Here is a 25,967-nt window from a genome sequence, read left to right as displayed (position 1 = left end):
AAAACCGAAAAAGAAGAATTACTATGAAAAAATTCACAATAAAAAATATCAAAATGAGCCTGGTAGCCCTAGCCGTTGCTGGCTTTACCAGTGCTTGTGATGTAACAGAATTGACTCCTGCTAACTTGATCCCTGATTCTGAAGCATTTTCTACTGCTGCCAGAGTGGAATCAGCCGTTCTTGGTGTCTATGAATCTGCTCAAAGAGGTTTCTACGGTGGAGCTGTACAAAGAGGGTATCCTTTTGGTGCTGCTAACGTGGAGCAAGGCGACATGCGTGGTGAGGATATGTACAACGATCAGTTGTTCTACGAAATCACTTATGTAGGTTCTTATAGCCCTAACTCTGCGAACAACTCAGGTATGTGGATCTCTCTTTACAGAATGATCAACAGATTGAACATCATCTTGGATAATTTAGATGAGGCTGTAGCTAATGGAGTTTTGACTTCAGAAGATGGAAACGCCTATAAAGGTGAAATGCTTTTCTTGAGAGCTTTGGCTCATCATGAATTGTTGGTTCACTTTGCAAGACCTTACTCTGATGATCCTTCTTCTATGGGTATTCCTTACAGAACTTTCGGTATCGACGATGTGACTAAGGTTCCTGAAGGTGAAGCAGTAGGTAGAACTACTGTAGGTGAAGATTACACTCAATTATTGGTTGACTTGGATGCTGCTGAAGGTTTCTTACCAGAAGGTGGAGCATTCAGAGCTAATAAAGGTGCTGCAATCGCATTGAAATCCAGAATCAAATTGCATATGGGTGATTGGGCTGGTGTTTTGACAGAATATAATAAGTTGACTTCTATGTATGCGGTAACTGCTAACCCAGCTACTCCATTTAGAGGTGGAAACAGTTCTGATAACATCTTCTCTTTTGTTAACTCTGCTGAAGCTAACCCAGGTGTAAACGGTGCATTGCCTTCTATGTATGGTAACCCAGATTTAGGTGCTCGTGGTTTGGTGAAAATCAGCCCAGTTATTTGGACTGCTGATTTCTGGAACAAAGATGATTTGAGAAGAACTACCATGACTACTAGTAGCTCTACAGGTATCTTCACAGACAAGTATCAAGATGCTACTACTTATACAGATCCTAATGTGATCTTGAGATATGCTGAAGTTGTTTTGAATGCAGCTGAAGCAAATGCAAGAACTGGTAAATTGGACGTTGCAGTAACTCTTTTGAACTCTGTAAGAAGCCGTGCGCTTCCAGCTTCAGTTCCTGCTTATACAGTTGCTGGATTAGGAAATGAGGCTGGCGTTTTAACTGCTATCTGGAACGAAAGAAGAATTGAATTCTTGGCAGAAGGTAGAAGATGGGCTGATATCCACAGATTATCTGGTGAAGGCAAAATGGATGGAGTGCCATTAAAAGCAACATCAAGATCTATCACTAGCATCGATTTCTATACTGGTGCTTCTGCGATTCCAATGGATCACGCTATTCCATATAGCAGCAACTTGTTTGTATGGCCAATTCCATTGGCTGAATTGCAGACTAACAATACCGCTCCAATCGAGCAAAACCCAGGTTATTAATTCAATACCTGTTATACCAAGTGTTTTAAAATCCGGTCGAAAGGCCGGATTTTTTATTTTTACCTCAATCCTTATCTAAAAATCGAATATTTATAAAATTTGTCTATGACTTTCTAACTCAGGGATTTTGAATTTTCTCCTGAAAATTTCAGCAAAAAAGTCAATTGACTTCAGATTCAATTTCAATCTTTGCTCCAATTATTGGATATTTCACTACGTTTTCTACTTCGAATAAAAACCTCAACTCATGCGTTCTATTCTTTTTTTCCTTCTTTTCACTTGCACTTTTGCCTTTGGTCAGCAAAATGGTTTGAAACCGATCCGATCTTCGATCAAAACTGATACAAGAGCCATCCGTCAGGATGTTCCTATGACCAATTCCATTCGCAAAGCCTTTGAAGAAGGTAATCGGGATTTTTCTGGTAAGCCAGGGCCAAATTATTGGCAAATGGAAACTGATTTTACGATTGATGCAAGTTTGGATCCTTCCACTCAGACTATCACAGGATCAGAAAAGATTTTGGTTCACAATAACAGCAAGGATGATTTGACTCAAATCGTTTTACGGCTGGATCACAATATTTTCCGTGCCGATGTGCCGAGAGGCTTTTCCACTCCAGCAGAGCAAACAGAAGGGATGATTGTGACCTCCATCAAAGTAGCTGGAGAGCCAGTTGATCTAGAGTCTGGTCCAGTTCGAAGAAATGATCCCCCAAAGCTCCGTGTCTCAGGATTAACCAGAACCGTTGCTACCATTTATCTGGTAAATCCCATCAAAGCCGGAACAACCGCTGAATTAGAGATTAACTGGCATACCAAATTACCAGGAGGGACAAATGGGAGAGGTCATCGAATGACCCAGAGATTTGATAGTACCTTATTTCAACCGACTCAATGGTTTCCAAGATTAGCGAAGTATGATGATTTGAGAGGTTGGGAAACCAATGACTATTTAGGACCGGCAGAGTTCTTCAATAATTTTGGAAGTTTTGATGTGTCTTTGACAGTACCGGCTGGTTGGATTGTTTCCGGAACTGGTGTTTTGCAGAATCCTGAAGAAGTTTTGACTCCAAAAGCCATTCAGCAGCTTTCAAAAGTTTTGACAACCGATGAAGTATTAACAATCATCGGAGAGGAAGAAAAGGGTCCTGGAAAGTCCACATTAGATGGAGATAAGCTGACATGGAGATTTAAAGCAGACAAAGTCAATGATTTTGCATGGGCTACTTCAGATAGATTTATTTGGAAAGCTACCAGAGCCATGATTCCAGAAAAAGGTCCAATTCCATTGCATATGGTATTCATTCCTGAGCGGGCAAAATATTTCGAAAATGCAGCCGAAAGAACGCGACATGCTTTGGAGTTTTACTCAAAACTTTGGGCACCATATCCTTTTCCTCAATTGACTATGCAAGATGGGCCAAGTGCTGGCATGGAATATCCGATGGTAATCAATTCCAACCAAGGGGCAGCCGATCATGAAACCGCACATCAGTGGTGGCCGATGATGCTTGGTACCAATGAAACACGATATGGCTGGATGGACGAGGGATTCAACCAATACATGAATATTCTCTCAGCTGCAGATGCAGCTGGAAAACCTTATGATCTTGATGGATTAGGACAAAGCTATGGTAGGGTAAGTGGCAGTGAGGATGAAGCTCCATTGATGTGGAGTGCAAACTATGCTGGTACTGGATATGGTTTTCAAACTTACCAAAAAACACCTTTGATGTTATCGATGCTCGGTGGTATAGTGGGAGATGAAGCCGTCATCAATGCCATGAAAAAGTATACCGCTACTTGGGCCTACAAACATCCATCGCCTTGGGATTATATGTTCTTTATGGACCATGAGCTAGGTAAAAACTTAGATTGGTTTTGGTATTACTGGTTGTTTACCACAGAGTCTGTAGAAGGCTCCATAGAAGGAGTTGAGTCTCTAATGGTAAAACTATAGTAACGGTAAGACAAGACGGTGAAATGCCTTCTCCGATAGTCTTGAAAGTGGAATTTGAGGAGTCAGGAGAAGCTATCAAGCCAATGGCAAATGCGGCAATGCTTGATCCAACTACCGCAGAGGTAACTTGGCCTGTTACTGTTTGGTTTGATGGAAGCAGAACCTATGACGCGGAATTAGATTTTGGTCCTAGAAAAATCAAAAAAATCACCCTTGATCCTCATGGTAGATTCCCTGATAAAAATATTGAAGACAACGTGTGGCCGAGAGAATAAGAAATTTTTGTCTATAGAAATTCTTGAATTCCTAAGGTGAAATCACTGTTCCCCAGAAGGATAAAATGTGGAGATTCTACACATGGAAACGACTAAAAATGATAAAGGCTCCAATTTCTTGGAGCCTTTTTATTGACAATGACGATAGGTATCAACTAAACTAAGAAAAGCCTTACTCTCCGTATGAGTTGCAAGACAAATCCTTGTCATTGCTCAATTAAATACTGAAATAAGAACACAAGGTTGGGGTATGATTATCATTTATGATTTAAGGTAAGAATCCCCTCCAATCGGGCTTAAACTTATATAAATGACTTTTTAGTAGGTTTTTTACTTTTGTTCGCTATTGAAATACTGTACGCTTATGAAGTTAGGCATGTCGTAAAATGTATCATCCCCATAATATGCTGCAGCACTGCCCAAATATTGGTAGCAAGTGCTTATAATATTGTTCTTATGTGTTCGTGAATTCATCCACAAGATCAGTACCGCGCGTGCAAATGAGATATAGGTATGTGGGATAATTTCCTCCCGTTTTGATCTGCTTACATAGGTGAATGTCCCACTTGGACCCGGTGGATTTACCTTCCTTCCATATTCGTATTGGAGGCCATTACTTGAGCTGATATTTTCCGCATAACAGTAAGGATCAAGCCCTTCGATTTTCAAACGATCGGTCAGCATTTTTTTGCCAGGGACTTTGCTATAATGAGAATAGAAATCATAGTTCACCATATCGTCGGCATGGTCTTGAGCTACTTTTTCGACTCGGGGATCATGCTTGAAAAGCGGGAGTCTTCGTTTTTGCCGCATCTCGTTTGTCACATAAAAAATTGCTGCATTCAGCAAAGGACGATCAATGTTTTCAAAATCGATGGGCTGATAAATAGCTTTGAGCTGGAAGAATTGCTGAACAGTATATTTTTGGTAGTCCTTATCAGTCCAGTTTTGGGCTAAAAGAAAAAAAGGAGCAATCAGAAATGTGGAGGTAAACAAAAGGCGAATCAAGGAATCTTTAATTTGGCTTCTGATTCTTTGACGAAGGACATGCCAAAATAGTATTCCTAAAGTTTTTTTTTAAAAATTCAATGTTTCCCTTTCATGGTCTTTGCGGAGCAATAAACTTTTTGGACTTCCTCCATTGATGTATACATGGACAATGTTTTGCTGGGAATCATGATCTTCGATCAAAACTGAATTTTCCACTTGGATGGATTTTTCGAACTGGGTTTGTTCTGACTCGAGATAAAACCAAATGGCTTCTTCTTCCACTTCGTAACCAATGAAATTAAGCTTGACAGACTTTCCATTGATAGAAATCTTATTATGAGCCATCAGGTAATCCGAGAATTGTTTATCAAGAATTTTTTGATCGCTAGGGTTTAACACATCAATGGATGTATCAAAGTAGCCTGCTAGAGAAACCTCCAAATCATCCCAAAATATCTTTTGGGCAATCTCTAATTTTTGGCTGCTATCATTGTACCTGATCTCGGTAAGGCTGATAAAAAACGGATGGGCAAAAGCCAACCATCCCCAAGAAATCAAGCATATATAAAGATGGTGCATTTGGTCAGAGTCTTTTGTCTTTTGTGGGAATAATCCAGTATAATTGCGGCAATTTACTTCATTTGAAGTATTCTACCCTATATGAGTTCCTTTCAATTGTACTTTCGCCTGGGTGTTCAGCATATTCTGGACATACAAGGTTACGATCATATTTTATTTGTGTTGGCGCTTTGCGCAGTATTTATTCCAAGAGATTGGAAAAAAATATTGGTGCTTGTCACTGCGTTTACAATCGGTCACTCATTGACCTTAGCTCTGGCTACATTCAAAGTGATTCAGGTAAATACGGAATTGATCGAGTTTTTGATTCCTGTGACCATTGCTATTACTGCCTTTATCAGCTTGCTAAGGCCAAAACCAGCTTCAGGAAAAGGTGTGACAATCAATTACTTCTTTGCTCTGTTTTTTGGTTTGATCCATGGACTGGGATTTTCTAACTATCTCAGAAGCCTACTGGGTCAGGAAAATTCCATTTGGCAACCGCTTTTGGCTTTTAATTTAGGCTTAGAATTGGGACAGATTGTGATTGTCGGAGCTTACTTGCTTTTGACTTCCATCTTGGTAGGTATCGCAGGTGTCAGTAGAAAAGAATGGACATTGATCGTTTCCTCTTTTGTATTTGGAATTGCGCTTATGTTAATGTTAGAAATGAAATTTTGGTAATAAATCACCTTTAGTAATATGAAGAAAATAGGATTAATTGCTTCCATGGCTCTTTTGAGTGTGGCTAGTGTTTTTGCTCAAAATCGATCTGAGCAAAATCACGCGGAGCGCTTTGAGCAGCTTGGCCCAATGCTTCGAACACCTAACGTCTACAGAACGGCATCTGGAGCTCCTGGCCATATGTACTGGCAGCAGCAAGCAAACTATGTGATCAATGTGGAATTGGATGACGAAAACCAATCTATCAAAGGATCTGAAAAAGTTACTTACATCAATAACTCACCTGACCAACTGACCTACCTTTGGGTACAATTGGAAGAAAATCAGCGTGGAGCAGATTCCAATACACCTAAGGTTGCAGAAAGTTCAATCAATAACAGAATGACCCTTCGCACTTTGGAAGGTATCATCTGGGCAAATGAGGACTTTGGCTATAAAGTGTTGGAGGTAAAAGATGCCAAAGGCAATCCACTTCCAGTGACCGTAAACCAAACCATGATGCGAATTGATCTGCCAACTCCATTGAAAGCAGGTGATTCGTTCACCTTTGGCGTGGAATGGTCTTTCAACATCACCAATAGAGTAGGTTATATCGCTGGTCGCCCGGGATATGAATATTTCGAAGGGGATGGAAATTACTTGTATACCATGGCGGAGTGGTTCCCAAGAATGGCTGTTTACTCTGATTTCGAAGGATGGCAAAACAAGCAATTCCTAGGTAGAGGGGAGTTTGCATTAGTTTTCGGAAACTATGAAGTGAATATCACGGTACCTGCGGACCATATGGTCGGTGCAACCGGTGTTTTACAAAACCCAAGTCAGGTGCTTTCTTCAACAGAATTGTCTCGTTGGAACAAGGCAAAGCAAACCTATGATGCTCCTGTCGTGATCAGAACGCAGGAAGAAGCAACAGAATTAGAAAAAGGAAAATCCACAGAGAAGAAGACTTGGAAGTTTAAAGCTGAAAACGTGAGAGATTTTGCATGGACTTCTTCCCGTAAGTTTATCTGGGATGCCATGGCTGTAAAGCAAGGCGGAAAAGATGTGATGGCGATGTCTTATTATGGCAAGGAAGCCAATCCACTTTGGGGTCAATATTCTACCCGAGTAGTGGCTCATACCATCAAGTCTTACTCTAGCCATACCTTCGATTACCCTTATCCAACGGCAATCTCTGTGGAGGCTGCAAACGGAATGGAATACCCAATGATCTGTTTCAACTATGGTCGTCCTGATTCAGATGGTACTTATTCTGAAGCGGTGAAAAACGGAATGATAGGCGTGATTATCCACGAAGTGGGTCACAATTTCTTCCCGATGATTGTTAACTCTGACGAACGTCAGTGGACATGGATGGACGAAGGTTTAAATACCTTTATGCAATATATGGCAGAGCAGGAATGGGATCGTAATTTCCCTTCCAGAAGAGGTCCAGCTCATAAAATCGTTCCTTACATGAGAAGCGAGAAAAATACTTTGGAGCCTATCATGACCAATTCAGAAAATATTGTTCAGTTCGGTCCAAATGCCTATGCGAAACCTGCAACTGCCTTGAATATCCTGAGAGAGACAGTAATGGGTCGTGAGCTATTTGATTATGCTTTCAAAGAATATGCAAGAAGATGGATGTTTAAGCATCCAACTCCGGATGATTTATTCAGAACTTTGGAAGATGCTTCGGCCGTGGATTTAGATTGGTTCTGGAGAGGTTGGTTTTACGGAACTGAGCCGGTGGATATTTCCATTGAAAATGTCTCCTGGTTTAAGCTAGATCAAAGAACTCCTGCGGAGAAAGCTGCCGATGCAAAAGCAGAAGCTGATTATGACGAAACGAACGTTTCCAGAACTGCAAACATGAAAGATGTTCCTGAGACGGTGATTGAAGCAAATCCTGCAACAAGAGATTTCTATACCACTTACAATCCATTTACGGTTACTCCGGCAGATGAGGAAGCTTATAAGAATTTTATGGCAAGCCTTTCTCCAAAAGAGAAAGAGTTGTTGAACTCGGATATGAATTTTTATGAAATCAACTTCAAAAATGTCGGTGGTTTGGTGATGCCGATTATTTTGGAATGGCAGTATACAGACGGAACTTCTGAGATCGATAGAATTCCTGCAGAAATCTGGAGAATGAATGAAACTGAGGTAACGAAGGTTTTTGCCAAGAAAAAAGAAGTGAAGCAGATTGTGTTGGATCCTTTGAGAGAAACAGCTGATATCGACGAGAGCAGTAACTACTGGCCAAGACAATACCAGCCAACAAGATTTGAATTGTTTAAAGGTTCGGGAGCTGCAAGAGGAGCTTCTACCGGAAGCAATCCAATGAAGAGAGCAAAAAACAATTAAGATTGTTATTAGATATAAGAAAAGCCGGCGAGAGTCGGCTTTTTTTGTTTTCAGCTCTTAAAGAAAGCACACTCTGCTCTTCGAGGTTTGCAACCTCGAAGTTAGATGGGAAGATTTTTAATCTTTAGCTATCTGAAAAGACTAGATAATTTATTCATTGTTTCTATGACTCGGATTAAAAATCCTATGATCATAGTTTAGGATTGCAAATCCTGAACAGCATAAAAGCTCACTAATCTTAAATTTCTCTTAGAATTCCACGAACAGGACACTTCAATAAGAAGTTTGCCTTAGATTAGAATTCAATTACCCATTCCTAACCTAAAACCTAGAAAATGAAACAATTTAAAACATTGTCTTTCGGACTTTTCGCAATTTGCCTATTTCTAAGTTCAAATTTGATGGCTCAAAAAAGAGACATTTATGAGCTAAAAACTTATCATATTGAAACGCCAGCGCAGGAAGCCATGCTAGATAGCTATTTGGAAAAAGCCTTTATTCCTGCTGCTCATCGCCATGGCGTGGATAAAGTAGGAGTTTTTAAGCCAATAGCATCCCAGCCTGATGCCGGTCAAAAAGTATATGTTTTCATCCCATTTAAATCTTTGGATGAATTTGAAGCTTTCGAAGGTAAGCTATTAAAAGATCAGACGTATTTAAAAGACGGAGATTCATACATCAATGCAGCATTTGACAATCCTCCTTACAAAAGAATCGAAACTGCGATTTTACGTGGCATGTCGGAGCATCCGAAGTTTGCGTCATCTAAATTGACCAATGACAAAAAAGACAGAGTCTATGAGTTGAGAAGCTACGAAGGCCCTACTGAAAGATTGTATCGTCAAAAAGTGAAAATGTTTAATTCTGGTGAAATGGATATTTTCGAGCGGTTAAACTGTAGCCCTATTTTCTATGCAGAGACAATCGCTGGAGCCAATATGCCGAATTTGATGTATATGACTACCCATGAAAATATGGAGATCAGAAATGAGCATTGGAAGCAATTTGGAGTTGATCCTGCTTGGGCTGCGATGAAAGACCTTGAGGAATATAAAAATACTGTTTCTCGAAACGACACAAGGTTATTATATCCAACAAACTATTCAGACTTATAATTGAAAAGCCGACGGGAGTCGGCTTTTTTGGTTTTAACTACGAAGTCCACAAAGAAATCGCAAAGAGAAAGATAGCGGCTCTTCGAGGTTTGCAACCTCGAAGCTAGATCCGAAGATTTTTAATCTTCAAGCAATCTGAAAAGATTGGATCATTTGTTCATTGGATCTTGTATTCGGATTACAAATCCTAAGATCCTGGTTCAGGATTGCAAATCCTGAACAGCACAATTGACAGACTTATTTTCTAATGAAATACTTTGATTTACTACCAATTTATAATACGGCTAAATCTTCAGTGAAAGATGATCCGGTTTATTTGGATGAGAACCGTTTAGGGCATCAGGTACTTGAAGTTAAGGATTTAAGTGATCTTAAGATTCCTACCCAATTAGTAAAAGGCAATCTTAAACTTGCTGATTTCTATTATCCGTCTTCAGATTTGGCGATGCGACATATAGTTTCGGATAGAGCTAGGATGCTATTAGAAAGCCTCCGAGAAGGAAATATCAGGTTTTACCCCTGCCCACTAAAGCACGGGATAAAAGATATTAATGATTACTGGATCACTGATATAGTGGTCTTTGATGACGAATGGATTGATTTTGGAAAAACCGTTTTTGAATTTAACGATGTTAAAATTATTGAGGGTGAAGCTCCTAATACCAAAAGGTATCAGGATAATGTGGAGTTGATGAAATTCAAAAATTATGATGAATTGTGTGATTTTAAATATAACCGTCCAAATCACCTTAGTAAATTATCCTTCGTAACTATTGAAATTAAAGAAGCCTGTCCTTTTCCTATTCTAACCTTCAGAAGTATGAATACATACAGCATTGTGATTAATGAGGGGGTCATGGCGAAGATTAAATCCTTAGGAATGGATCGGGGAATAGTATTTAAACCTTTTGAGATTCCTTATAAAAAATGGCCAGGTCCCTTTGAAGATTAAGACATTCTTTTTTTAAAAAAAACTATATCCAGCCCGTTCCTAGATTGGGCTTCAAATACAATGAATCAAAATAGCATTCCCAGTTTGGAAGAATGGGTGGACAGCGGCTCTTCGAGGTTACAAACCTCGAAGCTAGATCCGAAGATTTTTAATCTTTAAAGGAGATTTAAAGTCGCTGACTTGAATGTTAATTGACCAATGTAATCGGATAAAAATCATGTGAAATAAGTTCAGGATTGCAAATCCTGAACAGCTGATTATTGTATCCGACAAACTATTCAGACTTATAATTGAAAAGCCAACGAGAGTCGGCTTTTTTTATGAATTGATTTTCCTCGCAATCTTCTCAAAAACCATTACCCCTGTCTCAATCAACTCATCCGGAAAATCATAGGTGGGTTCGTGTAGTTGTGGACAGTTTTCTCCTGAACCCAATCCAAACAAATAGGAAGGACAAGATTGACTGAACAAACCAAAATCCTCAGACCAGCGGAAAGGTTCTGCCTTTTGTGAAATATCCATTGCTAGATCTTTCATCGCACTTTCAGCTATTTCTGCTGCTTTTGGGTCATTTTTAGAAACTGCAAATGATTCAACCAAACTGAATTTTACACCAAGCTTCTCAATTTTCGCTATTCCTTTTGCTTCGGCAATTGCTCTTTCAATTAGGCCATCCAAGTCTTGTTGGTCAAAAGCTCGGATTGTCACACTCAAGCTTCCTTTTCCAGCACTGGTACCAAAAGCCAAGCTACCCAATTCAGCATGGATAATAGTAACAAGTGCAAAATTTTTAAAATGATTAGGAAGATTCGGAAGAGTTTGAATTAAATGCATCAATGCATTAGCAGGGTTAATGCCAGCTTCGGGATGGGCTGCATGTGAGGTTTTGCCAGTCAAAGAAATGGTCATCCCCGTGCTTCCAGCTGCGAAAGTCCCTTTTCTAACGACCACTTGATGTAGCGGAAATCCTGGAAGATTGTGAAGAGCATAAGCATAATCAGGCTTGATTCTTTCAAATTTAGGATCATCCAAAATCCTTCTAGCTCCTTCGCCTGTTTCCTCTGCTGGTTGGAAAAGAAGAACTACTTCCCCTTTTTCTGGTCTGTTTTCAGCTATTTTTTCTCCTAGTCCACAAATAATGGTCATATGACCATCGTGCCCGCACAAATGTGCCTTGCCATCTATTGTACTTTTGTAAGAAGGATTACCGGTTTCTTGAATTGGTAGTGCATCCAATTCGGCCCTGAAAAGTGTCCTTGGACCAGGAGATTTTCCTTTAAAAATAAATGCCAGCCCCGATCCTCCAAGATTTTCTATGATTTCGTCCGGGTTTAATTTTGAAATGAAAGAAAGGATTTTGGACGCGGTTTTTCCTTCTTCTCCTGCTATTTCGGGGGATTGATGTAGTTCCTGACGTAATTGGATAAGTTGGTTTAAATGCATTTTTATAGAAAATTTCCACCAAGGTAAAGTCCTGATTTTCTTTTGGAACCATTTTTGCCAAAAAAATCTCGTTGAAGGGAGGAACTTTTCACTCTTCCTTCGCTATTTTAGAACATCACTTTAACCCTTAAAAGAGAATTTTTATGAGCGAAGTACAACTACAAGACCTAGAAGCACAGATTGAAGCCCTCAAAAGCCAATTGACCGGTGATATGTTTGCCGATATGGAAGTGAGAGACAAGATTCACAATCTAGAAATGAAATTGAAAGGTGTAAAGCCAATGGATTCCAGTATTGATTGCATCGGTTGCGGAAGTTAAAATCCGAAATAAGTGTCACGATACTTTATAATTTACAAACCCTTTGGGGTTTTAAGCCAATTTTCAGGAGAGGGGCAAACACTTGCCTCTCTTTTTGATTTTCCAAAGGAGGTATATCCTGTTGGAAGATTGGATAAAGATTCCGAAGGATTGCTGCTGATTACAGATGATAAGTGGCTCAATCATCATTTGCTGAACCCTAGATTCGGTCATCAGCGAACTTATTTGGCACAAGTGGAGGGAATTCCAACTCCAGAATCTTTAAAGGCATTGGGAAATGGAGTCAGGATCAGTGTAGATGGGAGAGAGTATTTGACCAAACCTGCCATTGCCAAATTATTGCCTGAAAACCCTGAACTCCCGGATCGGGATCCTCCTATTCGTTATAGAAAGAACGTTCCAGATTCCTGGATAGAATTGACTTTAATAGAAGGGAAAAATCGCCAAGTCAGAAAAATGACCGCTGCAGTAGGTTTTCCTACCCTTCGGTTGGTGCGAAAATCCATGGAGAAAATCAATATCTTAGGGTTTAAGGTAGGTGATGTCCAAGAGCTTGATCAAGATACAGTTTATCATAAACTAGGTTTGACGGGATTTAAGGAAGCAGCCAATCAAAAACAACATAGACCCAAAAGGTCTTAAAAAATCCTAAATTTCCTTTCCACACGAGGCTTTACCGCTTCTAAGATTTAAGATTGTCCTTTGGGACTTTTTACGTTATTTTAGTCCCTCAGCTTTGTAATAAAAATCCTCATCCATGCATCAGGAAAAAATTCAAGAAGTCATTCAGGAAGTAAAAAAGGTAGTAGTAGGTCAGGACCGTATGGTCAACAGACTATTAATAGGCCTATTTACAAATGGACATATATTATTAGAAGGTGTACCAGGTTTGGCAAAAACCTTAACTGTTAACACCCTTGCCAAGGTTTTGCACTTGGACTTTAACAGAATTCAGTTTACTCCGGATTTGCTTCCGGCTGATTTGATCGGTACGATGATCTACAATCAGCAAACTGGAGATTTCGAAGTAAAGAAAGGTCCAATTTTTTCCAATTTGATTTTGGCAGATGAAGTAAACCGTTCCCCGGCAAAAGTTCAGTCGGCTCTTTTGGAAGCAATGCAGGAAAAGCAGGTAACTATTGGTGAGACCACTTTTCAGTTGGACAGACCATTTTTGGTTTTGGCAACACAAAACCCGGTAGACCAGGAAGGAACATATCCGCTTCCTGAAGCGCAGGTCGATCGATTTATGATGAAAGTTCATATTGATTATCCAAGCAAAGCCGATGAAATGGAAGTCATGAGAAGAATGGCGAATATGTCATTTACTAATGAGGTGAATCCAATTCTTTCGAAGCAAGACGTATTTGATATCAGGAATATGATCAACTCGGTGAAAATTGCTGAGCCGCTTGAACATTATATTATAGAATTGGTATTCGCAACAAGATTCCCGACTCAGTACGGCTTAAGCAACGAGGCCAAGTACATCATGTTTGGTGTTTCTCCTCGTGCCAGCATCAATTTAAACCTAGCTGCAAAAGCTGTAGCCTTTATGGATGGAAGAGATTATGTGCTGCCTGAAGACATCAAAGAAATCGCTGAAGATGTGTTAAATCATAGAATCATCCTGAATTATGAGGCTGAAGCAGATGGGATTAATACAAGGCACCTTGTAAAAATATTAATGGAAAAAGTGCCGATAAACAAGTCGGTAACATTCTAATAACATTAGAACCTGTTTTATTGGGCTTCCTGCGAGGGAAGCCTTTTTTTATGTCAGATCTATTAATTCAATATTAAATTCTGTCAGATTTTTTAAAAAAAGCATAATTCAAATAATTCTCTTGTGCTGATTAATTGAAGCAGTTTTGCATCATCAAACTTTGACAAAACCACAATTCAATTAATAACTCAATGAAAAAGTTTAACTCATTATTCATCCTTTTTGCAGTGACAGTGTTCGGATTCACTAGCTGTATCGAAGGAAATGATAAGCCAGATCCAGGAACTGATCCAGATACTTCTAATAGTGTTTTGGTAAGTTCAAACATCTCTTCCAATACTACTTGGGAAACAGGTAAGACTTATGTACTAGGAGGTAGAATTTCTGTTACTTCTGGAAACACATTGACTATCCAACCAGGAGTAGTAGTGAAAGGTGAAGTAGGAACTGGTTCAAATGCGACTGCATTGATCATCGCAAGAGGTGCAAAAATTGACGCGCAAGGAACAGCAGCATCTCCAATCATTTTTACAACAGTTGCTGATGAAATTAAACCAGGAGAAATCGCTTCTCCAAACTTGGAGCCAAACCTTTCAGGACTTTGGGGTGGATTGATCATCCTAGGAAATGCAAAAGGTTCTTTCGCTGGAGATGTTACTGAAATTCAAATTGAAGGTATTCCACCATCAGATACAAATGGCCTCTATGGAGGATCTGATGATGCTGATAACTCTGGAACACTTAAATATGTGTCTATCCGTCACGGAGGTGCTAACATCGGTGAAGGAAACGAAATCAACGGTCTTACACTTGGTGCTGTAGGATCAGGAACAGTAATCGAAAACGTGGAAGTAATCGGTAACCAAGATGATGGAATCGAATGGTTCGGTGGTACTGTAAACGTGAAAAATGCGCTAGTATGGAATCCAGGTGATGACGGTATGGATACGGATCAAGCTTGGGCTGGTACGTTGGATAACTTCATCGTAATCGCAGGTGGTGAAACTGATCACACGCTAGAAATCGATGGTCCTGAAGGATCTGCTACTGCGGGACACACTCTTAAGAATGGTTCTATCAAAGGAAATGATGTTGCTGAATTAGGTGACTTCAGAGATGGAGCAAGAGGTACTTTCGAAAACATCTATTTCTTCGGATTTGCTGATCCGGCTACTACAGATGGTAGAGGTGACCTTTCACTAAGCGGTGACAAAACTATGGCAACTTTCGAAGGTGGCTCATTGAAATTCATGAACCTAGAAGCAACTCTTGCTGAAGGTGTAACTCTTGAAACAGTATTTAAAGGTGGAACAGTGGACTTCGCTACAGCAGTAGCTGCCGGAGCAAACACTGTAGGAGCTGACAAGTCAGTATTTGCTAGCTGGACTTGGGCTTCTGTAGCCGGTGAATTAGCTGACTTCAAATAATAACAAAAAATAGAAAAGGGAAGAAAGGACTTGCAAGGTGTCTTTCTTCCCAATTCTTGAATTAGTAATATCTATTTGCTGTATGAAAAATAAATCTACAAACCCGTTCATGACACGTACTATTGTTGTCCTGATTATTCTGGTTTTATCCCAGGTTATCGCGGGATTCGCTTTTGCACAAAAAGGAACCATTCGAGGAACCATCTTCGAAGAAGGATCAGGTGAGCCACTATTCGGTGTTTCAGTTTTGGTCAAAGAAACTTCAACTGGTGCTGTAACTGATTTCGATGGAAAATTCGAAATTCAGGTTGAGCCAGGAACTTATTCACTTCAGATTTCTTACATCTCTTATTCTACTATCGAACTGACAGGATTAGAGGTAAAAGCAGGTGAAGTAAACGTATTAAACGATATCTCAATGGCGGAAGAAGCTTCCGAATTGGAGACCGTAACCATTGCAGCTACTGCAATCAGAACTACAGAATCAGCTTTGATGTCTGTAAAAAGAAATGCTGCCAACTTATTGGATGGTATCTCTGCCAGCACTTTCCGTCAAATCGGTGATGGAGATGCAGCTTCTGCTGTGAAGCGTGTGACTGGGGTTTCTATCGAAGGAGGCAAATACATCTATGTAAGAGGTTTGGGAGACAGATATACCAAAACTGTATTGAACGGTGTGGATATCCCAGGTTTGGATCCGGATCGTAACTCTATCCAAATGGACATCTTCCCTACCAATGTAATTGACAACATCATCGTTTCTAAATCATTCACTGCCGAGCTTCCAGCTGATTTCACTGGTGGTGTAGTGGATATCGAGACAAAAGATTTTCCTGAAGAAAAATCCATGAAGTTGAGCTTGAGTGGAGGAATCAATCCTTCCATGCACTTTAACTCAAACTATTTGAAATACGATGGTGGTAAGACAGATTGGTTAGGTTTTGACGATGGAACAAGAGCTATCCCAACAGATGGAAGAACTGATATCCCTCAATATGGTGATGCAGTAGGTAATCCAAATGGTCCTAAAGGAATGGAATACCAACAGATCTTGGGAGATTTCAACAAAACTTTGGGTGGATATAGAACCAACAGTTTGATGGATGCAGGTGTGAGTTTCTCTTTGGGAAATCAGATTGCAAGAACAAAAGCTACTTGGGGATATAATTTCGCTTTGACTTACAAAAACGAAACTGAGTTTTATCAGGATGCAGAGTTCAACCTTTTTGCAAAACCAAGAGATGCCAGCGCTACTGAACTGGAAGCTTTGGAAAGACAAAGAGGTGACTACGGAGTAAACAATGTGTTGCTAGGTGGATTGGCAGGAATTGCTTTGAAAACTGACAACTCTAAGTATAAATTAAACTTAATGCACCTTCAAAACGGCGAATCCAAAGCGGGTGAGTTTGATTTTGAAAACACAAACCTTGGAGCAAACTTCACTGCGAAGCAATACAACTTGGAATACAGCCAAAGAGCTTTGACAAGTGTGCTTTTGGGAGGTACTCATTACTTTGCAGGAAGAAACTGGGAAGTGAACTGGAAATTGGCTCCAACAAGATCTACGATTCAGGATCCAGATATCAGATTTACAAGATTTAGAGTTCCTGAAAATACAATCTCTACAGAAGTGGGTCTTCCAGCTAGAATTTGGAGAAATCTAGAGGAATACAGTGTGGTAGGTAAACTGGACGTAGCTAGAGCGCTTTCTCTATTCCAAAGAGATGCAAAAGTGAAATTCGGAACGAATTACGTGTTCAAATACAGAGATTTCGATATCCAGAGTTTCCAGTTTGCAACAGGTAGTACTGAGTTTACAGGTGATCCAAATCAAATCCTTTTGGATGAGAATTTGTTTGCCGCAGACAATAGAAACGGTGTGAGATACAATGCGGATTTTATTCCGATCAATCCAAATAAATACGAATCAATTGCTACAAATGTGGCTGGATATGCATCTGTTGAGGCAAATCCTGCTACTAACTTGAAAGCTGTTGTTGGACTAAGAGTTGAGAAATTCAACCAATTCTATACTGGAACAAACCAGACAGGAACAATCAATTATGATTTGGTGACCATGTTGGACGATTTGGATTTCTTCCCAACTGTCAACTTGATTTATAACTTGAAAGAAAAGCAGAATTTGAGATTCTCTGCTTCCAGAACGATCGCTAGACCTTCTTTCAAAGAATTGTCTTATGCAGAAATTTTGGATCCAATTACCGGTAGAACATTTATCGGTGGTCTGTACCCAGAAACTACCAACAATGGAACAGAGGTTCTTTGGGATGGAAATTTAGTATCTACAAGAATCAACAACTTTGACCTGAGATGGGAAGCTTTCCAGGACAGAGGTCAAATGTTCTCAGTAAGTGCATTCTATAAGACTTTTGATAAGCCTATCGAAATGGTTCAGTTCCTTGCTGACCCAGGAACGTTCCAGCCAAGAAACGTGGGTAATGGTAGTGTAGCAGGTTTGGAATTTGAATTCAGAAAGTCTTTGAAATTCATCGCTCCAAAACTGGAGAACTTCAACTGGAACACTAACGTGACTGTGACAAAATCTCAGATTAAAATGTCTGAGTCTGAATTCAGATCAAGAACTTTGACTGCTAGAGAAGGTCAGGAGATTAAGGATACAAGAGATATGGCAGGACAGGCTCCATATATCATCAACACTGGATTGAGCTATCAGTCATTTGTAAATGGTTTGGAAGCTGGGATCTTCTATAATGTGCAGGGATCAACTCTAAACTATGTAGGTTTTGGAAACAGAACAGATACTTACACGGTACCTTTCCACAGCTTGAACTTGAATATCAACAAGACTTTCGGAGCTGATGAGAGATTCCAAGCTGGATTTGGAGTTCAAAACATACTTAATGACAAGAAAGAAATGGTCTTCAGATCTTACCAAGCACAAGATCAGATCTTTACAAGCTTGACTCCAGGTACGAAAATTACCATGAGAGCAGCGTTCTCATTCTAAGAAATACCACCACAATGAATATTAAAAGAGGCTCCATTTGGGGCCTCTTTTTGTTTAAGGGTTTTTTAGTTAAATTTCAAAATGAGACTTGACAAAATTGTTTTAATCCTCTTTACATTCTTGTTGGTTGGATGCCAAGAGAATCCTGTTTGTTGCACAGTAATAGATATCGGCTTTGATCTTACAGTTACCGATGACCAAGGAAATGATTTATTGGATCAAAATAATCCTAATAGTTTTAAGGAGGAATTCATCAACCTTTACTATATGGAGGAAGGGGAAAAGGTGCGAGTATTTAATGGAGGATTAGATCACCCAAAAAACTTTTTCATTTATAAAGATGAACAAAATGACAACTATGTCATGAGGGTTTTCTTAGGTGGTGACTACCCAATCGGAGAGACCATTATCGAATGGAATAAGGACGAAAGTGATACATTCGTAAGTGAAATGAAGAAACTCGGAGACTCAGGTATCATTTTGACCAAAGTTTGGTATCAGGATGACCTTGTTTATGACACCAAAAGTTTAGAAACGGCCTCTATTTTTTCTCTTACGAAATAATTAAGTCAATCTGGAAATAATAGCTTCATGATCAGAGTAATCATGTAACAGTTCCTCCTTACTAAAGAGCTCAAAGTCCTCAAAATCAAATCCTGGAGCTACTACACAAGAAACTAAGGCATAGCCAACTTTTTCATCTACAGTGCTTCCGAAAATCTTCTCAGCTTGGACCATATGTTGTGGTTGGGAACCTGAGCCATTGATAGGTCCAAGAAGTAATTTCTGATGACCTTTTTGATCTAGAATATGGATAGTCAGCGGACTCCCTTCATGCCAAAACCAGTGTTCGTCGCTTTTGATCCGATGGAATTTGGAGACATTTTCTGAAGTCAACAAAAAGTAAATAACTGTACAGATATTCCGCTCTCCATTTGGAGTTTTGACTAGGTCAATCGATCTGTAGGTTTCCTTATAAAATCCCCCTTCAGGATGAGGGAGGAGCTGTAATTCGGATACCAATTGTTGAATTCTTTCGCCTGTTTCCATTTTATTCAGGGTATTTCTCTATTAAAATAGAGACAATTCTTTCAGCAGTTTTTCCATCCCAAAGAGGAATTCCCTGATACTTTTTCCAATCTCCTTTCATCACTTTTTCCAAGTAAGGTTTCAATTTAGCTGGATCAGTTCCGACCAGTTCATTGGTGCCAAGGTGGATGGTCTCGGCTCTTTCTGTATTGTCACGTAAAGTGATACATGGAACATTCATCACGGAAGCCTCTTCTGTAATGCCTCCCGAATCGGTTATCACTCCTTTGGCATTCTTCACCAAGTAATTAAACTCTAGATAACCCAAAGGTTCAACCATAATCAAATTGGGTGCATCAATACCGATTGATTGCAGGTTTTTGGCAGTTCGGGGATGCACAGGAAATATAATCGGCAAACCACCGGTACCTTCCAAAATAGCATCAATCATCGCTTTTAACGAATGTTCCTGATCTACATTGGCAGGTCTATGCATAGTCATGACAAAGTAGTTTCCGGGTTCTAAATTTTCAAAAACTTCTCCTTCTGGCTTTTGGAACCTCGGCATTTGAGCCATTAAGGTATCGATCATGGTGTTCCCCACAAAATGGATTTTATCTTCGGAAAAACCTCCCTTTCTCAAATTGGTATTGGCTATTTCTGAGGTAGTGAAAAAATGATCCGTGATGCTGTCTGTCACCATTCTGTTGATCTCTTCAGGCATCGTCAAGTCTCCAGAACGGATTCCGCCTTCTACATGAGCAACATCAATCTGTAATTTTTTTGCTGTGATGGAACAAGCCAAAGTGCTGGTAACATCCCCAACTACCAGGACTAAATCGGGGCGATTTTCCATCAATTCCTTTTCAAAAGCGACCATGATTGCTGCAGTTTGTTCTGCTTGTGTGCCGCCGCCTCCACCAAGATTTGCATCTGGTTCAGGAATATTCAGTTGATCAAAGAAATCACCTGACATTTTTTTATCATAGTGCTGTCCCGTATGAACCAATCTGAATTTCACTTGTTTTCCGGCTTTTTGTTCTTTCTGAATCGCGTGGATAATCGGTGCGATTTTCATAAAGTTGGGTCGAGCTCCTGCGACAATCGTAAAATTGCTCATAATGAATTTGAAAATTTACCCAAAAATAAAAATTACTTATTGGCTAAAGCCAGAAAAATAGGAAAGTTTAGATAATCCTCATTTGGCTGGTTTTTTGTTTCTTTGTGCCAATAGTTTTTATCTGTAAATAAGTATTCATGTCAATTCGTAAATGGTATAAAAACTGGGGAATTATTCCAGTGATTGCCTGTTTCGGTTTTTTTTCCTCCTGTACTGATACCTTAGAATCTGAAACTATCGTTTATTCCAATGATTTTTCGGATTTGAATTTAGCTGGTTTCGAGAATGGAAGGCTATTTATTTTTGAAAATGATACCCTTGCCGGATTTTATCATAATGAGGAAGTGGCAGTCAATGTGAGCGATCTTCCAAATCATAATTTGCTCAAAGTTACGGTAGAAATTATTGTTCATGATAGTTGGGATGGAAACCCAGATGATGGCGTGGGAGGTCCTGATCAATGGTTCTTTGGTGTGGATAATCTGGAAGTATTCCGGACTACTTTTTCTAATTCTCCATGCGAGTCGACATACTGCCTCTATCAATCCTACCCAGATAACTATGCAAGGCAAAATGTTCCTAAAACAGGAGCAATTCAAACCAATCTTCCCGGTCTTTGCCTCTTCGGAGCTTTTAATAGCTATTCAACCCGATATAGTATTTCCAAGATCATTGATCATAGCAATGCCACAGCCAGAATTTACATGAATTCTGACCTTGTTGCCAATAATTCGCCAGATCCAGTTTGCGATGAGTCCTGGTCTATCTCCAAAATTGAAATTAAAGCCCTCACACTGAACTAATCCAATGAAGAAACTTGTGAGAAATTTAAGTAGACTGTTTTTGATTGTAGGCCTGATTTTGTCAGCAAAAGCTTCTTTTGCACAGACAGTGCCTGTTGGTATGCCGGTTTTGGATAATTATGTCCGAAGAGCCCAGCTACTGGGTTTAGTAGATTCCAGTTCGTCTTTTATGATCAGACCTATTTATCCAACCGAAGCTTTTGGAATTAAATATGGGTTTGATTTAGATAGTTCTGTGGTAGATATGGACTTATCTGCTGTCCACAGAAATTTTGGAAAAGACAATAAAGGGAAGTTTTTGATGCTCCCTGCAGTTTTAAAAACCCAATACAATTCTACATATGCTTTTGGGGTAAATGATGGTGCTTTTATTCCCAATCGTGGGATGCAGGCTATTCTGAGCCCGGGAATATATGCGGAGTTTGGAAACTTTAGCCTTCAGTTTCAGCCAGAAATTCTTTTGGCTCAAAATAAAGATTACCAAGGATTCCCGATTGAGCATCAGGCGACAATTTTGTTTTATTATGAATACATGAACAGAATTGATATGCCTGAGCGTTTTGGGGATAAAGGATATAATCAAATTTATGGAGGCCAATCTAGTCTTAGGTATAATTTCAAGGACGTTTCAGTTGGAGTCTCAACCGAAAACCTGTGGTGGGGACCTGGCAGAAGGACTTCCTTATTGATGAGTAATAATGCTCCTGGGTTTTTTCACTTTACAGCAAATACCAGAAAGCCTATCCAGACAAAAATAGGATCATTTGAAGGCCAATTTATTGGAGGCTTTTTAAATTCTAGTGGTTTCCTTCCTCCACTTTCTGATTATTCGATCCAGCAGAATCCGGTTTACATTCCTAAACCTGAGAACAGTAAAAGGTACTTGTCTGGCTTAGTTTTAACTTATCAACCCAAGTGGGTTCCGGGACTTTTCCTTGGCTATGGTTCTGTAAGTCATTTGTATCGAAAAGACATTTCTGCTTTGGGAGATCTAATTCCGATTTTTAGCGGAAGAAAAGGGCCAGAAAATGTTATTGATCCAATCCGTGATAAAAGACAGCAATTCAGTTCTGGGTTCTTCAGGTGGTTGAGTCCAGAAGGTCATTTTGAATTTTATGGTGAGTATGGGACGAGAGACAATAACAGAAGACTCTCTGATTTTATGATCGAGCCAGAATCTGGAAGAGCTTTTACTTTTGGTTTTTCACATTTGATGAGTCTGAAAAAACCTGGACACTATTTCCAGATAAGTTCAGAAATGACCCAAACGGGTCAAACAATCAGAGAAGATATCAGAGACTTGAAAACTTGGTATATCCACGATCATGTAAAAGATGGATATACTCATAAAGGTCAAGTTTTGGGAGCAGGTAATGGCCCTGGCAGCAATGTTATTTTTGTGGAATTTGCCTGGGTTAATAAAATGAACCGACTTGGATTCCAGATGGAGCGAATTGTCTATAATAATGACTTTTATTATTTCAGGTATGAAGCTTCAAAAGATTGGAGGAATAAATACGTGGACCTTGTTCCATCCCTAGTTGGGGACTGGAAAGTCGGAGATTTCTTGCTCAGCGGAAAAATGCAATATGTCAATACCTTAAACTACAAATGGTTCTTAGAAAATCAGCCAGATCAATATTTTGTTCCTGGTTATGATAGAAAGAATTTTGTTGCCCAAATCGGTGTTGCTTATCTATTCAGATAATTTCTTAAAAATGATTGTAGAAAAAAATAAAGTGGTAGGAATCGCCTATCATCTAAAGGTAGATGATGGGGAATCTGGAATGGTGGACTTTGAACAAGTTCCTGAAGACAAGCCTTTCCTGTTCCTATTTGGTTCAGATGCAGTTTTCCCAAAGTTTGAAGAAGCTTTGGAAGGGAAAAAGGTAGGAGATGAATTTTCTGTTTTTATCGACTTCGAAAATGCATACGGGGATTATTACGAAGAGAGAAAGACCATCATCCCAAAGGCCAATTTCAAACAAGAAGGCAAGAAGCAAAAGGATCTACTAAAGGTAGGAGCGGTTATTCCCATGCAGGACAATAATGGAAATCAGATCAAAGGAGAAATAACTAAGATCGATTATTTGGGTGTTCACATGGATTTTAACCCACCTTTGGCAGCCCATGACTTGCAGTTTGACGGGAAAATTGTTTCTATTAGAGACGCCCAGCCGGAAGAGATAGACCACGGACATGTACATGGCCCTGATGGTCACCATCACCATTAAAATCACTAAAACATCAAATGCCCTATAGAAATATAGGGCATTTGTCGTATGGTGTCATTTTACTTAAAGTTCTATGTTTGAATATTAAGTAACGTGTTATGAAAACATTTATAGCCATCCTTAGAATTACCGCGCTATTGGCGTTCATTCTGGCTTTTCTTCTTTGATTGAGGATTTTTTGATGGCTATTGATCTCTTGGGGTGATGGATCAATGCAAGTGAGGCTTCTCTATAAATAGAGAAGCCATTTTTTTATTTGACGTCGTAACCGTAGACTTTATATGCCTGTTCTTTGGCCAAATCTTTCAGGTTTTTGATTCTTTCAGATTCATAAAGTACCAAAGCTTTGCTCAGTTGCTTGGAAGCAAGGCCATATGCTTGGTCATTGAAATGGGTAATTGCGTCATTGTAATATTGCAAGCCTGCAAGTTGGGTCAATGATACTTTTCTGAAAATCGCATGATCAGAAAGAGTTTGATCAGCACTTCCCAATCGTTCAGTCAAGGAAGCCAATTGAGCAAATTCTACAGGCTTATAGCTTTCTAGATAATCTTGCACTTCAGATGGACTGGTGATCATTCCTCCAATTGGAAGTGTGCTTTCCAATATTATTTCTTTTTCATCTACAGTTGTGACAATGAATACATGGTAATCGGTCTCTACAATTTCAAAATCATATCCATATCTGTCCAAAAGCATTCCTAATGTGGCAGAGCCACTGACACAATCAAATTTCCCAGACTCCAGCATTTCGTTAAAAGTGGAATGCTTCACATAATCTTTCAATAATTGTTGATGGGATTTTTGAAAAATTGCTCTTAAGAAGTTTAAATCATTTTTTGTCTTGCTTCTTTTTTTATCTAGAATCTCAACCAATTCATTCCACTTCTGTTCTTGAATTTCATCGGCATGTACAGCCATAAATAGGTTTAATGGCTCATCTTGGGCTTCTTCCCAGATTTTGGCTTCTAATGGGCTTTCAAAAAATAAATTCTCACTGACAGATGACTTTTCCTGCGCTAAAGCAAAGCTGCTAAGCCCGATTAAAGTCAAATATGTGAGAATCAAATGTTTCATTTTGCGTGAAGCCTATGTTATCCATGTACGGTAAAGTTAACAATTTGGTAACATTAGCAAACAAAATTATCCAAATCTTAACATTCTGGTAATTTTTAAAGCTAATTTTTTTGAGAATTGTTTAAGTTTTGAGGGCCTTTATCCCTTCAAGACCAAGAAGTTGACTGAATTACTCGTGATGGTAGGGCTCATTTCTGAGAATGGTAAACCCACGGTAAAGTTGCTCAATGAAAAATGGTCGGATCATCTGATGCGAAAAAGTCATTTTTGAAATCGAAAGTTTTCCATTTGCCCGGGAGTAGACAGCATCAGAGAATCCATAAGGTCCTCCAATGACAAAGATCATTTGTTTCAAACCAGAATTCATCTTCTTTTGAAGGTATTCGGAAAAGTCAATAGAACTATAGCTTTTGCCTCTCTCATCTAATAGAATCAACTCATCTGAGGGGACTAACTTCTTTAAAATCAATTCTCCTTCCTTTTCCTTTTGGCTACTCTCAGAAAGGGATTTGGTGTTTTTAAGGTCCGGAATGATCTCAAAATCAAATTTGATGTAAAAATTCAGTCGTTTGCTGTACTCTTCGATGAGAGATTGGATAGCATTGTTGTCCGTTTTGCCAATGGCGATCAATTTGATTTGCATATACAAATATCCAAAAATTCTTTTTTATCAGTTCAAGGCTGAAAATAACAGGTTGAAGGATGGTTTATCATGCTCTGACTATGTTTTCAATCTATTGAAAAACAAATACTTACGGCACTTGTTTCTACCATACTAACCAATTTTAACTATTTCAATTAACAATTATGAAAAATTTAGGAACATTAATTATGGTGATGATGCTATTTGTAGTTTCATCTTTTACCCCAAAAACAAATACAATTCATGAGAATAAAGTCGAAGCGGATATCGTTGATTTGGCAATTTCTCAGGATTTTTTGACCACACTTGTAGCTGCAGTTAAAGCAGGAGATTTGGTGGATGTATTAAAAGGAGATGGACCATTTACGGTTTTTGCTCCAACCAATGATGCCTTTGCTAAACTTCCAGCAGGTACGGTTGAGAATTTATTAAAGCCAGAAAACAAAGCTCAATTAGTAAAAATTCTTACTTACCATGTAGTGCCAGGTAAAGTGATGTCTTCAGATTTAAAGAATGGACAAATGGCTAAGACTGTGGAAGGAAGTGAGATTAAAGTGACATTAAAAGATGGCAAAGCAATGATCAATAACGCGACTGTTACAGCGGCAGACATTGAAGCTGATAACGGCGTAGTGCATGTTATTGACACAGTGATTATGCCTCCGATGTAATTTAGTTGTTTAACACGTTTTAAAGAGCCTGTCCGCATTGGATGGGCTTTTTTATTGA

At 39.2% G+C, this 25,967-nt stretch carries 24 protein-coding genes; 17 read left to right on the top strand and 7 right to left on the bottom strand.

Translation table 11 applies throughout. From position 1 onward, the window contains the following. Nucleotides 1–23 precede the first annotated feature (23 nt). From FHS59_RS09495 to FHS59_RS23145, 3 genes are all read left to right on the top strand, one after another. On the top strand, nucleotides 24–1,544 hold the full coding sequence (locus tag FHS59_RS09495) for a RagB/SusD family nutrient uptake outer membrane protein (protein WP_184494910.1): 1,521 nt from the start codon (nucleotides 24–26) through the stop codon (nucleotides 1,542–1,544). A gap of 247 nt (nucleotides 1,545–1,791) precedes the next feature. Further along, nucleotides 1,792–3,504 carry a M1 family metallopeptidase gene (locus FHS59_RS09490; protein WP_221444482.1) on the top strand — a complete coding sequence of 571 codons (1,713 nt, stop codon included), beginning with the start codon at nucleotides 1,792–1,794 and terminating at the stop codon, nucleotides 3,502–3,504. 23 nt (nucleotides 3,505–3,527) lie between these two features. Then, nucleotides 3,528–3,779, top strand: coding sequence for a hypothetical protein (locus FHS59_RS23145; protein ID WP_221444481.1), 252 nt, complete (start codon nucleotides 3,528–3,530; stop codon nucleotides 3,777–3,779). A 330-nt stretch (nucleotides 3,780–4,109) separates the two neighbouring features. Here the strand turns inward: FHS59_RS23145 and FHS59_RS09485 are convergent, their stop codons facing one another. Beyond that, entirely contained in the window at nucleotides 4,110–4,787 is a 678-nt protein-coding gene (locus FHS59_RS09485) for a CAP domain-containing protein (protein ID WP_184494909.1), read from the bottom strand. A gap of 69 nt (nucleotides 4,788–4,856) precedes the next feature. Then, nucleotides 4,857–5,348 (bottom strand): DUF6702 family protein, encoded by a 492-nt coding sequence (locus tag FHS59_RS09480; RefSeq protein WP_184494908.1) that lies wholly within the window; start codon nucleotides 5,346–5,348, stop codon nucleotides 4,857–4,859. Between the two features lie 81 nt (nucleotides 5,349–5,429). On the opposite strand from FHS59_RS09480, the gene FHS59_RS09475 reads away from it, so the two are divergent. The 4 genes from FHS59_RS09475 to FHS59_RS09460 all read left to right on the top strand — a co-directional run bounded on the left by FHS59_RS09475 (nucleotide 5,430) and on the right by FHS59_RS09460 (nucleotide 10,427). Further along, nucleotides 5,430–6,011, top strand: a complete 582-nt coding sequence (locus tag FHS59_RS09475) for a HupE/UreJ family protein (protein ID WP_184494907.1) — start codon at nucleotides 5,430–5,432, stop codon at nucleotides 6,009–6,011. Nucleotides 6,012–6,056: 45 nt separating this feature from the next. Continuing rightward, the gene (locus FHS59_RS09470) at nucleotides 6,057–8,360 is read left to right on the top strand and encodes a M1 family metallopeptidase (protein ID WP_449355835.1); all 2,304 of its coding nucleotides are present in this window, start codon (nucleotides 6,057–6,059) and stop codon (nucleotides 8,358–8,360) included. 335 nt (nucleotides 8,361–8,695) lie between these two features. Further along, nucleotides 8,696–9,475, top strand: a complete 780-nt coding sequence (locus FHS59_RS09465; RefSeq protein WP_184494905.1) for an NIPSNAP family protein — start codon at nucleotides 8,696–8,698, stop codon at nucleotides 9,473–9,475. 247 nt (nucleotides 9,476–9,722) lie between these two features. Beyond that, nucleotides 9,723–10,427 (top strand): hypothetical protein, encoded by a 705-nt coding sequence (locus tag FHS59_RS09460; RefSeq protein WP_184494904.1) that lies wholly within the window; start codon nucleotides 9,723–9,725, stop codon nucleotides 10,425–10,427. A gap of 318 nt (nucleotides 10,428–10,745) precedes the next feature. Here FHS59_RS09460 and FHS59_RS09455 read toward each other — a convergent pair whose 3' ends face one another. After that, nucleotides 10,746–11,870 carry an amidohydrolase gene (locus FHS59_RS09455; RefSeq protein WP_184494903.1) on the bottom strand — a complete coding sequence of 375 codons (1,125 nt, stop codon included), beginning with the start codon at nucleotides 11,868–11,870 and terminating at the stop codon, nucleotides 10,746–10,748. A 143-nt stretch (nucleotides 11,871–12,013) separates the two neighbouring features. On the opposite strand from FHS59_RS09455, the gene FHS59_RS09450 reads away from it, so the two are divergent. The 6 genes from FHS59_RS09450 (at nucleotide 12,014) to FHS59_RS09425 (ending at nucleotide 18,896) form a co-directional block, all read left to right on the top strand. Further along, nucleotides 12,014–12,190: a hypothetical protein gene (locus tag FHS59_RS09450; RefSeq protein ID WP_184494902.1), complete on the top strand. Its 177-nt coding sequence runs from the start codon at nucleotides 12,014–12,016 to the stop codon at nucleotides 12,188–12,190. Between the two features lie 12 nt (nucleotides 12,191–12,202). Continuing rightward, complete coding sequence (locus FHS59_RS09445) at nucleotides 12,203–12,832, top strand: pseudouridine synthase (protein WP_184494901.1); 630 nt, start codon at nucleotides 12,203–12,205, stop codon at nucleotides 12,830–12,832. 115 nt (nucleotides 12,833–12,947) lie between these two features. Continuing rightward, nucleotides 12,948–13,916 carry an AAA family ATPase gene (locus tag FHS59_RS09440; protein ID WP_184494900.1) on the top strand — a complete coding sequence of 323 codons (969 nt, stop codon included), beginning with the start codon at nucleotides 12,948–12,950 and terminating at the stop codon, nucleotides 13,914–13,916. A gap of 191 nt (nucleotides 13,917–14,107) precedes the next feature. Continuing rightward, a complete protein-coding gene (locus FHS59_RS09435; protein WP_184494899.1) occupies nucleotides 14,108–15,343 on the top strand; it encodes a hypothetical protein in 1,236 nt (411 codons plus the stop codon). 109 nt (nucleotides 15,344–15,452) lie between these two features. Then, on the top strand, nucleotides 15,453–18,332 hold the full coding sequence (locus FHS59_RS09430) for a TonB-dependent receptor (RefSeq protein ID WP_184494898.1): 2,880 nt from the start codon (nucleotides 15,453–15,455) through the stop codon (nucleotides 18,330–18,332). A gap of 81 nt (nucleotides 18,333–18,413) precedes the next feature. After that, the gene (locus FHS59_RS09425; protein ID WP_184494897.1) at nucleotides 18,414–18,896 is read left to right on the top strand and encodes a hypothetical protein; all 483 of its coding nucleotides are present in this window, start codon (nucleotides 18,414–18,416) and stop codon (nucleotides 18,894–18,896) included. Here the strand turns inward: FHS59_RS09425 and FHS59_RS09420 are convergent, their stop codons facing one another. Next, the gene (locus FHS59_RS09420; RefSeq protein ID WP_184494896.1) at nucleotides 18,897–19,382 is read right to left on the bottom strand and encodes a cupin domain-containing protein; all 486 of its coding nucleotides are present in this window, start codon (nucleotides 19,380–19,382) and stop codon (nucleotides 18,897–18,899) included. Nucleotide 19,383: 1 nt separating this feature from the next. Then, nucleotides 19,384–20,481, bottom strand: coding sequence for a non-hydrolyzing UDP-N-acetylglucosamine 2-epimerase (gene wecB, locus FHS59_RS09415; RefSeq protein WP_184494895.1), 1,098 nt, complete (start codon nucleotides 20,479–20,481; stop codon nucleotides 19,384–19,386). Nucleotides 20,482–20,618: 137 nt separating this feature from the next. Here wecB and FHS59_RS09410 point away from each other — a divergent pair, with 137 nt between their 5' ends. The 3 genes from FHS59_RS09410 to FHS59_RS09400 are packed head-to-tail and all read left to right on the top strand — an operon-like array spanning nucleotide 20,619 to nucleotide 23,518. Continuing rightward, nucleotides 20,619–21,284: a hypothetical protein gene (locus FHS59_RS09410; protein ID WP_184494894.1), complete on the top strand. Its 666-nt coding sequence runs from the start codon at nucleotides 20,619–20,621 to the stop codon at nucleotides 21,282–21,284. A gap of 4 nt (nucleotides 21,285–21,288) precedes the next feature. Next, nucleotides 21,289–22,992, top strand: a complete 1,704-nt coding sequence (locus tag FHS59_RS09405; RefSeq protein WP_184494893.1) for a capsule assembly Wzi family protein — start codon at nucleotides 21,289–21,291, stop codon at nucleotides 22,990–22,992. Between the two features lie 10 nt (nucleotides 22,993–23,002). Continuing rightward, nucleotides 23,003–23,518, top strand: coding sequence for an FKBP-type peptidyl-prolyl cis-trans isomerase (locus tag FHS59_RS09400; protein ID WP_184494892.1), 516 nt, complete (start codon nucleotides 23,003–23,005; stop codon nucleotides 23,516–23,518). A gap of 252 nt (nucleotides 23,519–23,770) precedes the next feature. Here the strand turns inward: FHS59_RS09400 and FHS59_RS09395 are convergent, their stop codons facing one another. Then, nucleotides 23,771–24,595, bottom strand: a complete 825-nt coding sequence (locus tag FHS59_RS09395; protein WP_184494891.1) for a hypothetical protein — start codon at nucleotides 24,593–24,595, stop codon at nucleotides 23,771–23,773. A 169-nt stretch (nucleotides 24,596–24,764) separates the two neighbouring features. Next, nucleotides 24,765–25,238 carry a 23S rRNA (pseudouridine(1915)-N(3))-methyltransferase RlmH gene (gene rlmH / locus FHS59_RS09390; protein ID WP_184494890.1) on the bottom strand — a complete coding sequence of 158 codons (474 nt, stop codon included), beginning with the start codon at nucleotides 25,236–25,238 and terminating at the stop codon, nucleotides 24,765–24,767. A 164-nt stretch (nucleotides 25,239–25,402) separates the two neighbouring features. Between rlmH and FHS59_RS09385 the strand changes: the two genes are divergently transcribed. Beyond that, nucleotides 25,403–25,909, top strand: coding sequence for a fasciclin domain-containing protein (locus FHS59_RS09385; protein ID WP_184494889.1), 507 nt, complete (start codon nucleotides 25,403–25,405; stop codon nucleotides 25,907–25,909). The last annotated feature ends 58 nt before the right edge of the window (nucleotides 25,910–25,967 follow it).

This window comes from Algoriphagus iocasae, assembly GCF_014206875.1.
GTDB lineage: Bacteria > Bacteroidota > Bacteroidia > Cytophagales > Cyclobacteriaceae > Algoriphagus > Algoriphagus iocasae.
Note: the sequence above shows the minus strand (reverse complement) of the source record. Positions and strands in the feature narration are given on the sequence as shown.

Bases quoted from the DNA above. Each gene is read 5' to 3' on its own strand.
- FHS59_RS09405 (WP_184494893.1), top strand. From the start codon at position 21,289: ATGAAGAAACTTGTGAGAAATTTAAGTAGACTGTTTTTGATTGTAGGC.
- FHS59_RS09455 (WP_184494903.1), bottom strand. From the start codon at position 11,870: ATGCATTTAAACCAACTTATCCAATTACGTCAGGAACTACATCAATCC.
- FHS59_RS09480 (WP_184494908.1), bottom strand. From the start codon at position 5,348: ATGCACCATCTTTATATATGCTTGATTTCTTGGGGATGGTTGGCTTTT.
- FHS59_RS23145 (WP_221444481.1), top strand. From the start codon at position 3,528: ATGCCTTCTCCGATAGTCTTGAAAGTGGAATTTGAGGAGTCAGGAGAA.
- FHS59_RS09475 (WP_184494907.1), top strand. From the start codon at position 5,430: ATGAGTTCCTTTCAATTGTACTTTCGCCTGGGTGTTCAGCATATTCTG.
- FHS59_RS09435 (WP_184494899.1), top strand. From the start codon at position 14,108: ATGAAAAAGTTTAACTCATTATTCATCCTTTTTGCAGTGACAGTGTTC.
- FHS59_RS09395 (WP_184494891.1), bottom strand. From the start codon at position 24,595: ATGAAACATTTGATTCTCACATATTTGACTTTAATCGGGCTTAGCAGC.
- FHS59_RS09490 (WP_221444482.1), top strand. From the start codon at position 1,792: ATGCGTTCTATTCTTTTTTTCCTTCTTTTCACTTGCACTTTTGCCTTT.
- wecB (WP_184494895.1), bottom strand. From the start codon at position 20,481: ATGAGCAATTTTACGATTGTCGCAGGAGCTCGACCCAACTTTATGAAA.
- FHS59_RS09450 (WP_184494902.1), top strand. From the start codon at position 12,014: ATGAGCGAAGTACAACTACAAGACCTAGAAGCACAGATTGAAGCCCTC.
- FHS59_RS09440 (WP_184494900.1), top strand. From the start codon at position 12,948: ATGCATCAGGAAAAAATTCAAGAAGTCATTCAGGAAGTAAAAAAGGTA.
- FHS59_RS09460 (WP_184494904.1), top strand. From the start codon at position 9,723: ATGAAATACTTTGATTTACTACCAATTTATAATACGGCTAAATCTTCA.
- FHS59_RS09385 (WP_184494889.1), top strand. From the start codon at position 25,403: ATGAAAAATTTAGGAACATTAATTATGGTGATGATGCTATTTGTAGTT.
- FHS59_RS09470 (WP_449355835.1), top strand. From the start codon at position 6,057: ATGGCTCTTTTGAGTGTGGCTAGTGTTTTTGCTCAAAATCGATCTGAG.
- FHS59_RS09420 (WP_184494896.1), bottom strand. From the start codon at position 19,382: ATGGAAACAGGCGAAAGAATTCAACAATTGGTATCCGAATTACAGCTC.
- FHS59_RS09465 (WP_184494905.1), top strand. From the start codon at position 8,696: ATGAAACAATTTAAAACATTGTCTTTCGGACTTTTCGCAATTTGCCTA.
- FHS59_RS09495 (WP_184494910.1), top strand. From the start codon at position 24: ATGAAAAAATTCACAATAAAAAATATCAAAATGAGCCTGGTAGCCCTA.
- rlmH (WP_184494890.1), bottom strand. From the start codon at position 25,238: ATGCAAATCAAATTGATCGCCATTGGCAAAACGGACAACAATGCTATC.
- FHS59_RS09400 (WP_184494892.1), top strand. From the start codon at position 23,003: ATGATTGTAGAAAAAAATAAAGTGGTAGGAATCGCCTATCATCTAAAG.
- FHS59_RS09410 (WP_184494894.1), top strand. From the start codon at position 20,619: ATGTCAATTCGTAAATGGTATAAAAACTGGGGAATTATTCCAGTGATT.
- FHS59_RS09430 (WP_184494898.1), top strand. From the start codon at position 15,453: ATGACACGTACTATTGTTGTCCTGATTATTCTGGTTTTATCCCAGGTT.
- FHS59_RS09425 (WP_184494897.1), top strand. From the start codon at position 18,414: ATGAGACTTGACAAAATTGTTTTAATCCTCTTTACATTCTTGTTGGTT.